10 protein-coding genes are annotated in these 13,438 nt (G+C 65.2%); 5 read left to right on the forward strand and 5 right to left on the reverse strand.

Annotation, left to right across the window (positions count from 1 at the left end):
- Positions 1–27: 27 nt before the first annotated feature.
- On the forward strand, positions 28–1,053 hold the full coding sequence (locus YQ44_RS17555; RefSeq protein WP_071324477.1) for a hypothetical protein: 1,026 nt from the start codon (positions 28–30) through the stop codon (positions 1,051–1,053).
- 28 nt (positions 1,054–1,081) lie between these two features.
- Here YQ44_RS17555 and YQ44_RS17560 read toward each other — a convergent pair whose 3' ends face one another.
- A complete protein-coding gene (locus YQ44_RS17560; protein WP_156894897.1) occupies positions 1,082–2,119 on the reverse strand; it encodes a hypothetical protein in 1,038 nt (345 codons plus the stop codon).
- A gap of 134 nt (positions 2,120–2,253) precedes the next feature.
- Between YQ44_RS17560 and YQ44_RS17565 the strand changes: the two genes are divergently transcribed.
- Entirely contained in the window at positions 2,254–2,985 is a 732-nt protein-coding gene (locus YQ44_RS17565) for an alpha/beta fold hydrolase (RefSeq protein ID WP_071326586.1), read from the forward strand.
- On the opposite strand, the gene YQ44_RS17570 is transcribed toward YQ44_RS17565, so the two are convergent.
- From YQ44_RS17570 to YQ44_RS17580, 3 genes are all read right to left on the reverse strand, one after another.
- Positions 2,962–3,327 carry a hypothetical protein gene (locus tag YQ44_RS17570; protein ID WP_071324478.1) on the reverse strand — a complete coding sequence of 122 codons (366 nt, stop codon included), beginning with the start codon at positions 3,325–3,327 and terminating at the stop codon, positions 2,962–2,964. The two genes, YQ44_RS17565 and YQ44_RS17570, sit on opposite strands and share 24 nt — an antisense overlap.
- 68 nt (positions 3,328–3,395) lie before the next feature.
- Positions 3,396–5,315, reverse strand: a complete 1,920-nt coding sequence (gene htpG, locus YQ44_RS17575; RefSeq protein ID WP_071324479.1) for a molecular chaperone HtpG — start codon at positions 5,313–5,315, stop codon at positions 3,396–3,398.
- Positions 5,316–5,413: 98 nt separating this feature from the next.
- Entirely contained in the window at positions 5,414–6,856 is a 1,443-nt protein-coding gene (locus YQ44_RS17580) for an aminotransferase-like domain-containing protein (RefSeq protein ID WP_071324480.1), read from the reverse strand.
- A 126-nt stretch (positions 6,857–6,982) separates the two neighbouring features.
- On the opposite strand from YQ44_RS17580, the gene YQ44_RS17585 reads away from it, so the two are divergent.
- The 3 genes from YQ44_RS17585 (at position 6,983) to YQ44_RS17595 (ending at position 11,081) form a co-directional block, all read left to right on the forward strand.
- The gene (locus tag YQ44_RS17585) at positions 6,983–7,894 is read left to right on the forward strand and encodes a DMT family transporter (protein WP_071324481.1); all 912 of its coding nucleotides are present in this window, start codon (positions 6,983–6,985) and stop codon (positions 7,892–7,894) included.
- 229 nt (positions 7,895–8,123) lie between these two features.
- Positions 8,124–9,317 carry an aminotransferase-like domain-containing protein gene (locus YQ44_RS17590; protein WP_071324482.1) on the forward strand — a complete coding sequence of 398 codons (1,194 nt, stop codon included), beginning with the start codon at positions 8,124–8,126 and terminating at the stop codon, positions 9,315–9,317.
- 405 nt (positions 9,318–9,722) lie between these two features.
- Entirely contained in the window at positions 9,723–11,081 is a 1,359-nt protein-coding gene (locus YQ44_RS17595) for a diguanylate cyclase (protein ID WP_071324483.1), read from the forward strand.
- Here YQ44_RS17595 and YQ44_RS17600 read toward each other — a convergent pair.
- Complete coding sequence (locus tag YQ44_RS17600; RefSeq protein WP_156894898.1) at positions 11,078–13,381, reverse strand: TonB-dependent hemoglobin/transferrin/lactoferrin family receptor; 2,304 nt, start codon at positions 13,379–13,381, stop codon at positions 11,078–11,080. The two genes, YQ44_RS17595 and YQ44_RS17600, sit on opposite strands and share 4 nt — an antisense overlap.
- Positions 13,382–13,438: the final 57 nt, after the last annotated feature.

A 13,438-nucleotide genomic window follows, 5' to 3' on the forward strand; every position in this document is an offset into this window, starting at 1 on the left:
GCGCTCTTCTCGCACAGGAATCACCCCATGTACCAGCCTCCCACCCAACACCGCATCCACCAGCCCGCGCGCATCGACGCGGCGGCCATCCGCTCGCTCATCGGCAACGGCGAGCAAGTCACCGTCCAGTTTACGCAGGACCGCTTGCCGGCGCAGCTGCTGGCCGACCTCGACGCGCTGGCCGCCACCTGCGGGCCGGCGCTGGAAATCCGCTTTTTCGGCGCCAGTGCCGAACCGTTCGACGCCGACGTGCTGCGCGCGCTGCCGCATGCCGTCAACCTGTCGCTCGACTGCCACATGCGCGCCATTCACCTCGAGCGGCTGGGCGAGCTGGGCCGCTTGAAGCGCCTGCACCTGGGCGTGCGTCACCTGGCCGAACTCGATATCCTGGCGCTGGACACCCTGCGCGGCCTGGAAGCACTGAGCCTGGGCGAAACGGGCAAGGGCCAGATCGACCTGGCGCCGCTGCGGCACTGGCCGCAGCTGGCGCAGCTGCACACGACGGGCCACGTGAAAAACATCGATGCCATCACGGCCCTGCCCGCACTGACGCAACTGTCGCTGTCGCAGGTCAAGAGCAGGGATGAGGTGGACTTCGTCGGCGCCATGCCGGCGCTGACGCGGCTGCGCTTCATCCTCGGTGGACGCGCATCGATCGCCCACGTCACGGCGCCGCGGCTGGAAGAGCTGGAAGTGGTCCGCGTGCGCGGAATGGAAAACCTGGGCGATATTGGCCGCTTTCCACTGCTGGCGCGGCTATCGGTGGAAGAGCAGATCAAATTGACGGAAATCAGCCTGGGCGCCAATCCGATGCTCGAATGGCTGGTTCTGCGCAACTGCAAGACGCTGCTGCGCTTGCGCGGCGTCGCGGCACTGCCTGCGCTACGCGCCCTGGCGGTGAGCCAGACGCAGCTCGATTTCGATCTGCTGGTGGCCGAGGGCTTGCCGCGCGCACTGCGGCAGTTCAGCTTTGGGACGGGGAAAAGACAGCGCGATAAGGAAATCGACGCGCAATTGACGCAGCTCGGTTACGCCAAGGCGCCCTACTATTGAAAACAGCGTGTTGAAAACGGCGTTGACATCAGCGGCTGGCAGCCAGCTTGCGCTGCCATAGCGCGACGTCGATCATCACGCCGTCCGTGCCCGTATTGCGGATGTAGACGCGGTAGCTGCCCTGCCCCATGTCGCCATCGAGGTAGGCGGTGCGCTCGTTGCGCTGCACCCTGGCGCCCTTGGCCATCTGCCGGTAGCGTTCCACCACGGTGTCGAAGCTGGCATAGCTGCGCAGCGCCACTTCCAGGTCGCGTGGCGGGCGGCCTTCGGCCTGGTCCAGCACATTGTTCTGCTTCTTGCCCTTGAGGGTGAGCGGATAGGCAAACACGCCGGCGCCGGCCGATGTCAGCACCGTGGATTTATCGAGCAGCAGCGGCAGCAGCGCCGGCGGAAACGCAGGCGGCAACTGCGCGCGGTTCCAGCCTGGCAGGGCCGGGCGCGCCAGCACGTATTCGACGCTGGCGATCTTTTGCCCGTCGGCGCCCGCTTCCTTGTCGGCAGCGATCAGCGCCAGCATCGGCGGCAGCTGCCTGGCCCACGCCAGCAGCGGCGCCGCTTCGTCGACCAGCATGCCCTTGCGGTGAAACACGGTCAGCACGGCGTTCGGATCGGGATTGCAGGTCTTGGCCAGCGGCCGCCCTTCGAGGCGGCAATGTCCGTTGACGAGGCCGAAGGCGATCAGGGCGCCGCGCTTGTCGAGCAACATGGCGCCCCGTTCACGCCCCTGGTTGCGGTCATTCATCGACGCCAGCAACTGCCGGCCATCGGGCAGCACGGTGCGCGTGGCGTCGCGCTTTTCGCTGATCGCTTCGAGCGCCTGCTCCAGCAGCAGCTCATCATCTTCCGTATAGCTGCCGCGCGCATAGCCGAAAAAATCGAACAGCGCGGCGCGTACCTGCGCATCCTCGCTCAAGCGCGGCAAGGGGCCGCGCGCCAGCAGCGTAGACAGGGTTTTTCCCGCTGGCGCCGACTGTGCCGCCGTGGCATGCACGGCTGGGGAAAGGAGGCTGGCGGCCACCAGCAAGGCGCCGCCCATAGAGCGATAGTTCGATAAAGTGATATGCATGTTTCTGTCTGCCCGGGATCTACCCGTTATTCCGGCCACGCGTGGCCTGTCGGGGATTCTAGCATGGCGCCAGCGCCCATGCCGTGCGGCTGGCGCGCGGCGCAAGCGCGCCGCCGGCTGCTATGATGGCCGCGATGACGACACTTGCACACGCCTCCCCCCTTCTGGTCCTGCTGCCCGGCATGGATGGCACGGGCCAGCTGTTCCGGCGTTTTGATGCGGCCCTGCACGCGCAAACGGCCATGGACCGCCTCTCCATCGCCTACCCTGCCGCACCGCTCGACTATGCGGCGCTGGAAGCGTTCGTGCGCGAACGGCTGCCGCGGGACCGTCCCTTCGTCGTGCTGGCCGAATCGTTTTCCGGGCCGCTGGGCGCCGCCCTGCGCGCCGATCCGCCGCCCGGCATGCGCGCCCTGATCCTGTGCTGCTCGTTCGTGCGCAATCCGCGCCCCCTGCTGGCGCCGCTGCGCCACCTGCTGGGCCTTGTACCCTTCGGGGCCCTGCCCGGCATCGCGCTGCGCCAGGCGCTGCTGGCGCCCTACGCCACGCCGGCCCTGCAGGCGGAACTGGCGGACGCCCTGGCACAGGTGCCGCCCGCCGTGCTGCGCCAGCGCCTGCGCGCCGTGCTGGAAACGGACGCCTCGCGCAGCTTCGCGCGCGGCGGCTTGCCGGTGCTGTATCTGCGCGCGCGCCATGATCGCCTGGTGCCGCCGGCAAACGCCCTGCAGATCCTGCGCCTGGCGCCCGGCGCGCAGCTGCTGGACATCGCCGCGCCGCACATGCTGCTGCAGGCGGCGCCACAGGCGGCCGCCGATGCGGTCACCGCATTTTGCGCCAGCCTGTCAGCCGCGCAAGAACCGATGTAAGCGCGCGCTGGCCCGCACGGCCAGCCAGCTCAAGCCGCCCGAGAGCACGCTGAAGTAGATGGCGCGCAGCGGATGCTGCGGCAGCAGATACGCGAGCACCGCCGCGCCCAGCAAGCCGCACAGCACTGGCTTCCAGCGGCCGGGCGGCAGCAGCGCCAGCAGCAAATTCGTGCCCGCATACACGTAGAACACCAGCAGCAGCGCCAGCCCGCCAGCCACGCCGCGCGAACCGAGGGCGCCAAACAGCTGCGTGTACAGGTAAAAACCCAGCCAGCTCAAAAAGACAAACAGCACGCAGCCCAGCGCATGCGCGCCCAGGCCGGCCATCAAACGATGCATCATCCTGTCCCCAAAAAGAAAAAGCCGGCCCTTTCACCTGGAAAGGGCCGGCTCGCTTGCGTCTACAACAATTACTTCGCCGAGTTAAGCAGCAACTCGTTCAGGCGCTTGACGAAACTGGCCGGGTCGGCCAGCGAGCCGCCTTCGGCCAGCATGGCCTGGTCGAACAGGATGTTGGCCCAGTCGCCGAACTTGCCGCCTTCCACATCCTCGTATTTCAGGCGCGTCACCAGCGGGTGGTTCGGGTTGATCTCCAGAATCGGCTTCGATTCCGGCGCGCTCTGGCCCGCCGCCTTCAGCATGCGCAGCAGGTTGCCCGACAATTCGTTTTCATCGGCCACCAGGCAGGCTGGCGAATCGGTCAGGCGGAACGTCACGCGTACGTCCTTGGCCTTGTCGGCCAGCGCGGTCTTCATCTTGCCCACCAGGTCGGCGTACGAGGATTCCGTTTCTTCGTGCTCTTTCTTTTCCGCCTCGTCTTCCAGCGCGCCCAGGTCCAGGCCGCCCTTCGCCACGGACACCAGTTCCTTGCCTTCGAAATCCTGCAGGAAGGACAGCATCCATTCATCGACGCGGTCCGTCAGCAGCAGCACTTCGACGCCCTTCTTGCGGAAGATTTCCAGGTGCGGGCTGTTCTTGGCGGCGGCGTAATTGTCGGCCGTGACGTAGTAAATCTTGTCCTGGCCTTCCTTCATGCGCGCCACGTAGTCGGCGAACGAGGTGATTTGTTCGTCGCTGTCGTTGGCCGTCGAGGCAAAGCGCAGCAGCTTGGCCAGGCGCTCCTTGTTGGCCGCGTCCTCGCCGATGCCTTCCTTCAGCACCTGGCCGAATTCCTTCCAGAAGACGGCGTACTTGTCCTTCTTGTCCTGCTCGTCCGCATTCGCCAGTTCCTCCAGCATGCCCAGCACGCGCTTGGTCGAGCCTTCGCGGATGACTTTCACGTCGCGCGATTCCTGCAGGATTTCACGCGACACGTTCAGCGGCAGGTCGGCCGAGTCGATCACCCCGCGCACGAAGCGCAGGTAGGTCGGCATCAGCTGTTCGGCATCGTCCATGATGAAGACGCGCTTGACGTACAGCTTGATGCCGCCGCGCTTGTTGCGGTCCCACATGTCGAACGGCGCCTTGGCCGGAATGTACAGCAGCTGCGTGTATTCGCTGCGGCCTTCGACGCGGTTGTGCGTATGCGTCAGCGGTGCCTGGAAGTCGTGCGAGACGTGCTTGTAGAATTCGTCGTACTGTTCCGGCGTGATGTCGGCCTTGTTGCGGGCCCACAGGGCGCTGGCCTGGTTGACGGTCTCGAATTCGTCTTTCAGGACGGTTTCTTTTTTCTCTTCGTCCCACTCTTCCTTCTGCATCACGATAGGCAGCGAGATATGGTCCGAGTACTTGCGGATGATGGATTTGATCTTCCAGCTCGACAGCAGCTCGTCCTCGCCTTCGCGCAGGTGCAGGATGATGTCCGTGCCGCGCGACGGCTTGTCGATCGATTCGATGCTGTAATCGCCTTCGCCGGCCGATTCCCAGCGCACGCCTTCGGAGGCGTCCACGCCGGCGCGGCGCGTTTCGACGGTGATCTTGTCGGCGACGATGAAGCCGGAATAGAAGCCCACGCCGAACTGGCCGATCAGGGCCGCGTCCTGCTGCTGGTCGCCCGACAGCTTGCCGAAGAATTCCTTGGTGCCCGACTTGGCGATCGTGCCCAGGTGCGAGATCGCCTCGTCACGGGTCATGCCGATGCCGTTGTCGGAAATGGTGATGGTGCGCGCATCCTTGTCGAAGCTGACCTTGATCTTCAATTCGTGATCGTTGCCGTACAGGGCGTCGTTATCGATCGCTTCGAAGCGCAGTTTGTCGGCCGCGTCGGACGCGTTCGAGATCAGTTCGCGCAGGAAGATTTCCTTGTTCGAGTACAGGGAATGGATCATCAGGTGCAGCATTTGCTTCACTTCGGTCTGAAAACCCAGGGTTTGCTTTTCGGAGACAGCCATTTTTACCTCATAGTCTTGTGGATGGGACGGATTCTACGGAGTTGGGGATTGTACAAGCGATTTCAAGAGCCCCCGCCGAATGTCCTGAAATGTGCTGTTTACCCGAGTTCGCGGTCGAAAAACGCCCAGACGCGCTCGTCCTGCACGGTGGCCAGGTTCAGGCGCATGAAGGTCGACGGCAGCTGGCGCGGCGAAAACAGGCTGCCCGGCCCCAGCACCAGGCCTTCGGCCAGCGCCTTCTCGGCCAGCATATTGGTGTCGCGGCCCGCATCGGCCCAGACGAACATGCCGGCCGGCGCCGGCTCGAAACGCAGGCCGGCCCGCTCGATGCGGCGGTACGTCCCCTCGCGCACCTTGTCGAGCCGCGCGCGCAGGCGTTCGGCATGCTTGCGGTACAGGCCCTGCGACAGGATCTTGTACACCACGCGCTCGCCGATATCGCTGGTGGTGAGCGTGGCCAGCATCTTGCGGTCGGCCAGGCGCTGCGCCCATTCGGGCGAGGTGGCGATGAAGCCGACGCGCAAATTGGCCGACAGGCTCTTGGAAAAGCCGCCCAGGTAGATCACGCGGCGCAGCTGGTCCAGCGCGGCCAGGCGCGTGGCCGCCTGCACCAGGCCGGCGGCGCCCGGATGCATGTCGCAATAGATATCGTCTTCGACGATGAGGAAATCGTGCTGCTCGGCCAGGCGCAGCACCTGAAAGGCCTTGGCCGCCGACAGCGAGCCGGAACCGGGGTTGTGCAGCACCGAGTTGATCACGTACAGCTTGGGCCGGTGCAGCGCCGCCATTTCGGCCAGCACGCCGATATCGGGGCCGTCGCCCAGGCGCGGGATGCCCACCACCTTCATGCCCATGGCGGCAAAGGCGCCAAACATCAGCCAGTAGGCGGGATCGTCCACGAGGATGGTGTCGCCCGGACGCGTGAATTCGCGCGCCACCAGGTCCAGCGCCTGCATCACGCCCACCGTGGTGACGATCTGCTCGGGCGGGCAGGCGATTTCCAGGCTCGCCAGTTTCAGCTGCAACTGCTGGCGCAGGGGCAAAAAGCCCTGCGGCGTGCCGTAGCTGAGCAAATGCGCGCCGGGCTGGCGGCTGACATCGCGCAAGGCGCGCGCCACCAGGTCGCCATCGAGCCATTCGGGCGGCAACATGCCGGAACCGGGCGCGGGCAGCGCGGGCGCCTGGCGGAACATATTGCGGATCAACCACACCACGTCGAACTTCTGCGCCGCCGCGTCCTCCGCGCCGCGCGGCTGCGGCACGGCCGTGTTCAGCGGCGAGCGCTCGCGCACGAAGAAACCGGCGCCGCGCCGCGATTCCAGATAATCGCGCGCCACCAGCTTGTCGTAGCTGGCCACCACCGTGGCGCACGATACGTTCAGGCTGGCCGCGCACTGGCGGATCGATGGCATGCGCGCGCCGCCGCGCAGCAGCTTGTCGTCGATGCGCGCCGCCAGCGAGCGCACGATCTGGTCGATCAGGGTTTCGCCCGAGGCGCGCGACAGCAAGGGCAGCGATGGTGATGCGGGTGTATTGCTCATATGACCATTACAGTATGTGGAATTATGCTGGAAAGTGTATTTGTACTGTATTGCTATTCGGTTCTAGGATAGCACTACAGGGTGGATTAATCCACGCCTGCCCACCTCACCCGCACCAGGACACTCATGCCATCGAATAGCACCGCCGCCGCCAGCCCCCCAACCCGCCTCAGCGCCGACCACAAGGGCCTGCTGCTGGGCCTGATCGCCGTCGCCCTCTTCAGCCTGACCCTGCCGTTTACGCGCATGGCCGTGGCCGAACTCGACCCCACGTTTGTCGCCCTCGGCCGCGCCTTGGTGGCGGCCTGCCTGGCCGGCCTGTGGCTGTGGCACCAGCGCGCGCCCCTGCCGCGGCGCGAACAATGGCTGCCGCTGGCGCTGGTATCGCTGGGCTGCGTGCTGGGCTTCCCCTGGCTGACCTCGATTGCCATGCGCAGCCTGCCCGCCTCGCACGGCGCCGTCCTCGTCGGCATCCTGCCGCTGGCAACGGCCGTCTTTGCCGTCTTGCGCGGCAAGGAGCGCCCTTCCCCCGGTTTCTGGCTGATGGCCGTGGCCGGCACGGCGCTGGTGGTGGCGTTCGCGCTGCGCCAGGGCGGTGGCAGCTTTCACCTGGCCGACGTGCTGATGTTCGCCGCCGTGGTGCTGGGCGCGCTCGGCTACGCGGAAGGCGGGCGCCTGGCGCAAAGCATGCCGGGCCAGCACGTCATTTCCTGGGCGCTGCTGCTGGCCGTGCCGTTCGTGCTGCCCGTGGTGCTGTGGAATGCCTGGCCGCAGCGCGCGCTGATGGCGCAGGCCAGCACGGCCGCCTGGCTGAGTTTTGCGTATATCTCCGTGTTTTCCATGTTTATCGGCTTCTTTTTCTGGTACCGCGGCATGGCATTGGGCGGCGTGGCCCGCGTCGGACAGACGCAGTTGCTGCAGCCTTTCCTGACCTTGCTGGGCGCCGCCGTGCTGCTGGGCGAGCCATTGACGGGCGCCAGCCTGCTGTTTGCCGGCGCCGTGATCGCCGTGGTGGCGGCCGGCCGCAAGCTCAAGTGATGTCCGTTTGCAACGGCTGCGCGCGCGAAGTGGGCACAGCCGCTGGTAAGTCGTACTACAATACCGCAGCACTTTGACAGGCACCGTCGCATTGCCATACAAAGTACATACAAGCAAGTTCCCTTAACCAAGTTCGGGCGGCGCCTACCCGGCGCCGCTTTTTCAGGAACCGCCACAAGCGGACCATAAAAACCAGCCGGCGCAGCTCGGCATCTTCTGTGAGACTCGTATGAAAATTGAAAATCCGAATCCGATCCAATGGCGCTTTGCCGAACGCGCGGACCAGCTGCAAAGCTCGTTCATCCGCGAAATCCTGAAGATCACGCAGCGCCCTGAAATCATTTCCTTCGCCGGCGGCCTGCCGTCGCCCGCCACCTTCCCCGTCGAGGAAATGAAGACGGCCTTCGACAAGGTGCTGTCGAACAATGGCAAGGTAGCCCTGCAATACGGCCCCACGGACGGCTACCTGCCGCTGCGCCAGTGGATCGCCGACTCCCTCTCGAGCCAAGGCAGCACCATCATGCCGGAACAAGTGCTGATGACATCCGGCTCGCAGCAGGCGCTGGACTTGCTGGGCAAGGTACTCATCGACGAAGGCAGCAAGGTCCTGGTGGAAACCCCCAGCTACCTGGGCGCGCTGCAGGCGTTCTCCGTCTACCGTCCCGAATTCGTTTCCGTCGATACCGATGACGAAGGCCTGGTGCCGTCGTCCGTCGACCCGCTGGCCGACGGCGCGCGCCTGCTGTACGCGCTGCCGAACTTCCAGAACCCGACTGGTCGCAGCCTGTCCGTGGCGCGCCGCGTCGAGCTGGTGGAAACCTGCGCCCGCCACGGCCTGCCGCTGATCGAGGACGATCCCTACGGCGCCCTCAGCTACAGCGGCGAGCCGTACCCGAAAATGATCAACATGAATCCCGATGGCGTGATTTACATGGGCTCGTTCTCGAAAGTGCTCACGCCCGGCATCCGCCTCGGCTACGTGGTGGCGCCGATGCCGCTGGTGCGCCGCCTCGAGCTGGCCAAGCAGGCGGCCGACCTGCACACCTCGCAGCTGACGCAGATGGTCGTGCATGAAGTGATCAAGGATGGCTTCCTGGACCGCCATATCCCCAGCATCCGCAGCCTGTACGGCAACCAGTGCCAGGCCATGCTGTCGGCCCTGGAAGAGCATTTCCCGGCCGGCGTCACCTGGACAAAACCGGAAGGCGGCATGTTCATCTGGGTCACGCTGCCGAAGCACATCGACGCCATGAAACTGCTCGATGAAGCCATCGCCAACAAGGTGGCCTTCGTGCCGGGCGCGCCGTTCTATGCGAACACGCCGGACACGCACACGCTGCGCCTGTCGTTCGTGACGGTGCCGCCGGAACGCATCCGCGAAGGCATCGCCATCCTGGGCAAGCTGATCGCCGCCAAAGTGTAAAACCGTTCGTCACGCCCCGCCTGTCGCGGGGCGTTTGCCTCTGCCCTTGCTGCCACCCGGCACGCGTCTTTTCCTTCTAAAAACAGTCTTCCCGGCAACAACTTCGTGTATTTATTTTTAAAAATATCATAAATATAATGTTTTACGCCGTCGTGGAGCATCAATTTTTCACCCAATAAATTGACAAAGCGGTATGATTCGCCCAAAGCGTCAGTTTTGAATCCGGTCAGCCTTTGACTTCACGTGTACAGCGCCGCTGTTCCGCAGTTTGCGGCCAGGGCAACACTCCCGGCACGCCCCTGCCCGACCGCCATCCGCGGCGGCCACGGCTTCCCGGGCTTCGGCATCACCGAAAGTGCAGCAAACGCTGGCCCAGCGCAGCACATCCGAAAAAGGCCGGTAGCAATGAGTCCAGGCAGTGTGGGGTATCCCCAGCGGCGCGAAGCCGCCATTTTGATTGTCGATGATGCGCCGGCCAACCTTGAGCTGCTGCGCAAGCTCATGAGCGAACAGGGGTATCAGACCTATGTCGCCACGTCCGGCGAGCGGGCGCTGGCGATCGCCCAGCGCGCCCATCCGGACCTGATCCTGCTCGACGTGCTGATGCCGGACATGGATGGCATCGAAACCTGCCGCCGCCTCAAGCAGCACCCGCTGACGCAGCGCATACCGGTCATCTTCATGAGCGCCAAGACGGAAACGGAAGACGTGGTGGCCGGCTTCGACTGCGGCGCCGTCGATTACATCAGCAAGCCGCTGCGCATGGCCGAAGTGTGCGCGCGCGTGCGCGCCCAGCTGCAAATCCGCAGCAACAATGAAACCCAGCAGGAGCAGGCCGAACGCCTGCGCACCATCGTCAACAACATGGCCGAAGGCTTGCTGATCATCGAGGCCGACGGCCGCATCCAGTACACCAATCCGGCCTGCGACCAGTACCTGGGCTACCGCGAAAACGAGCTGGCCGGGCGCTCGATCGGCGAGCTGCTCAGCCCCCTGGTGACGCAGGAATACCTCGATTACTTCGCCATGTATGCGGCCAATCCGGAGACGGCGCACAACCACGGCACGCGCGAAGTGGCGATCCGCCACCGCAATGGCGAGGCGCTGAGCATGGACCTGACCCTGACGCCCATGTATCTGCGCCAGCCCCTGTATATCGGCCTGCTGCACGACATCACGCACCACAAGCAGTCGGAAGACGCGCTGCAGCGCGCCGCCTACCTCGACCCGCTGACGAAGATCGCCAACCGCCGGCATTTCGACAGCTTCCTGGAAAAAGAGTGGCAGCGCGCCGTGCGCGGCGGCAGCGCCCTATCGCTGGTGGTGCTCGATGTCGACCACTTCAAGCTGTATAACGACAGCCTGGGCCACCCGGCCGGCGACAGCTGCCTGCAGCAGGTGGCGCAAGCCATCGACGCGCATGCCTGCCGCTCGGGCGACCTGGCGGCCCGCTACGGCGGCGAGGAGTTCGTCATGCTGTTCGCCGACACGGACGCCGACAGCGCCCTGTCCCTGGCCGAAGCCATCCGCGCCCACATCGAGGAACTGCAGCTGCCGCATCCGCGCTCAAGCACCTCGCCCTGGATCACCGTCAGCATCGGCGTGGCGACCATCCACCCGCACCAGCTGGACGACCGCGAAGCGCTGTTCGTCGCCGCCGACCGCGCCCTGTACGTGGCCAAGGAAGGGGGCCGCAACCAGGTCCGCGCCACGCATTCGGGCAGCACGGCCTGGGAAACCGTCAAGGCGATCGTCCTGCGTTAGAACTTTCTCGACACGCTCAGCTTCGCGTTGCGTCCCACGCCGGTCACGGCCTCGCTCAGGTACGGCATGTAGTTGCGGTTGAAGACATTGTCGACCGTCAGCCGCACTTCCGTGCCGCGCCACGCGCCCTGCCTGCCATTCCACGACGCGAACAAGGTGTGCAGCGCATAGCCCTTCGACGGCGGCAAGCGGTACACGCTCCCTATCGGCAGGACGCGGTCCTGCCTGGCCACGAAACGGCCCTGCCAGCCGATGCTGACGCCCTGTTCCGGGAAGCGCCAGCCCAGGCCCGCCATCAGCTTGTCCGGCGCGATGGTCGACACGGGTTCGTCCTGGCCCCACGGGTCGCGCTGCGTTCCCGTGCGGGTGCCGCGCTGCTTCGACAGCGAAGCGCTGGCAAACAGGCGCGGCGTGTTGTAGTAGGACTCGAGCTCCACGCCCTGCGTGCGGAAGCCGGCCAGGTTGCGGTACGACGACAGCGCGGGCGGCACCTTGCCCGATCCCGGCACGTAGCCTTCGACGAGGATGCCCAGGCGCGGGCCGATATTGTCGCTGACGCGGTTCTGGTAGAGCGTCAGGCGCAGCTGCGCGTCATCGTTTTCCGTCCACAGGCTGCGCCGGTGCAGCATCGCGCCCGCGCGCACGGCCGTCACGCGCTCGACGGCGAGGTTGCGGCTGGTGCCCGGCGTCGATGAACCGAGCCTGGACGACACATAGTATTCATTCGAATACATCTCGTCGATGGTGGGCGCGCGCCAGGTGCGGCTCAAGTCGCCGAACAGCGCCACCGCGCTGGACGCCTTCCAGAACAGTCCCAGGCGCGGCGACCAGTCTTCGTGCACCTTTTCGCTGAAATCGTGGCCGGCGGCGGCCAGCGGGCTGTTGTAGCGCGAGGCCTTGTTCGGCACGCCTTCGGAGACGACGCGGTCGTGGCGCAGCGCCGCCGTCAGGGTCAGGCTGCCGTAGGTCATCGCATCCTGCAGGTACAGGCCCGTGGTTTCCTGGCGGCCGGCCGGCATGTAATAGGGCTGGAAATAGCCATAGTTGTAGCTCGGGTCCTTCAGCGCCGTCGACGACGGGTAGTACATCAGGGTGTCGCGCACATTCTTGTGCCATTGCAGGCCCGTTTGCAGCACGTGCGACACGGCGCCGGTGCTGAACACGCTCTCGTTGCGCAGATCAAAGATGCGGTCCACGTACGAAGCCCAGCTCTCGTTGCCCAGCGAACCGAGGTAGGAACCCAGCGAAGCGGACGGCAAGCGCTTGTCATGCTGGTCCGTGTGCGAATAGCCGGCGCTGGCGGTCAGCTTGATCCACGGGTTGTTCTGCGGCGCATACTGCCATTTCACGGAATACGTATCGTCGTTCTGGTCGCGGTAGACGGCCTTGCGCTGCCACGCCTCTTCCAGCCCGTATTTTTTGATTTCCGCCTCGGTCGGCGTGGGCACGTCCTCGCCCATGGCGGCGAACGGTCCCCAGCCCGTGCTGCCGCTCTTCATGGCGGTCAGGGTCAGGAGCTGCTCCGGCGTCAGGCGGATGTTCAATTTCGCCAGGCTCGATGGCGCGTCGATGGCGGAAAAGCGGAATGGCTTGCCATCGGGTTTGCGCAGGTCGTCCGACTTGCGCTGCGTGGTGAAGGCCATTGCGTCGAAGCGGCCGTCTTCCGTGCGCCCGTAAACGGCCACGGTGGCGTCGTTTTCCCCGTTGTTCGAATGACGCGAGTACTTGAGCATGGCGCCCACTTTCTCGCCGCCTTCCAGCAAGTCCTGCGCATCCTTGGTGTCGACCGTGATGACGCCGCCGAAACCGCCATTGCCATACAGGCTGGTATGCGCGCCCTTGTTCACCTCGATCTGCTTGATCAGTTCCGGTTCGATGAAGATGGAGCCCTGGCGGTATTTCTCGAAGCCCTTGGGCACGCCGTCGAGGATGACCTTCACGTCCTGCACCTTGTTGAAGCCCCAGATATTCAGGCTCTGGCCACTGGGACGGGCCGTGCCGGCCAGGTCCACGCCGGGCAGGGTGTCGAGCAGCGAGGCGACGTTGTCGGCCTGCTGGCGTTCGATGTCGGCGCTGTTGATGTACGAGCGGCCGGCCGTGCCGGCGCTGATGGCGTCGCCAAACACGCTGATGGCCGGCATCTGCGTCTCGTTCTGCGCCGGATTGTCCTTCCCGGCCTTGTCGGCCGCCCAGGCGCCGGCGCCCATGCCGCCCAATATGAGCGCCAGCGCGGCGGCCATCGGGGTCAATCCACCTGCGCGCGCGCTGCCGCACATCGTTTGCTTGCTGCTGATTTTCATTGCTATCCTTGCCTGGTTTTCATGCTTCTGGAATGAAAAAACGCTGGGGCAGAGGGA

The organism is Janthinobacterium sp. 1_2014MBL_MicDiv (genome assembly GCF_001865675.1).
Classification (GTDB): Bacteria; Pseudomonadota; Gammaproteobacteria; order Burkholderiales; family Burkholderiaceae_D; genus Janthinobacterium.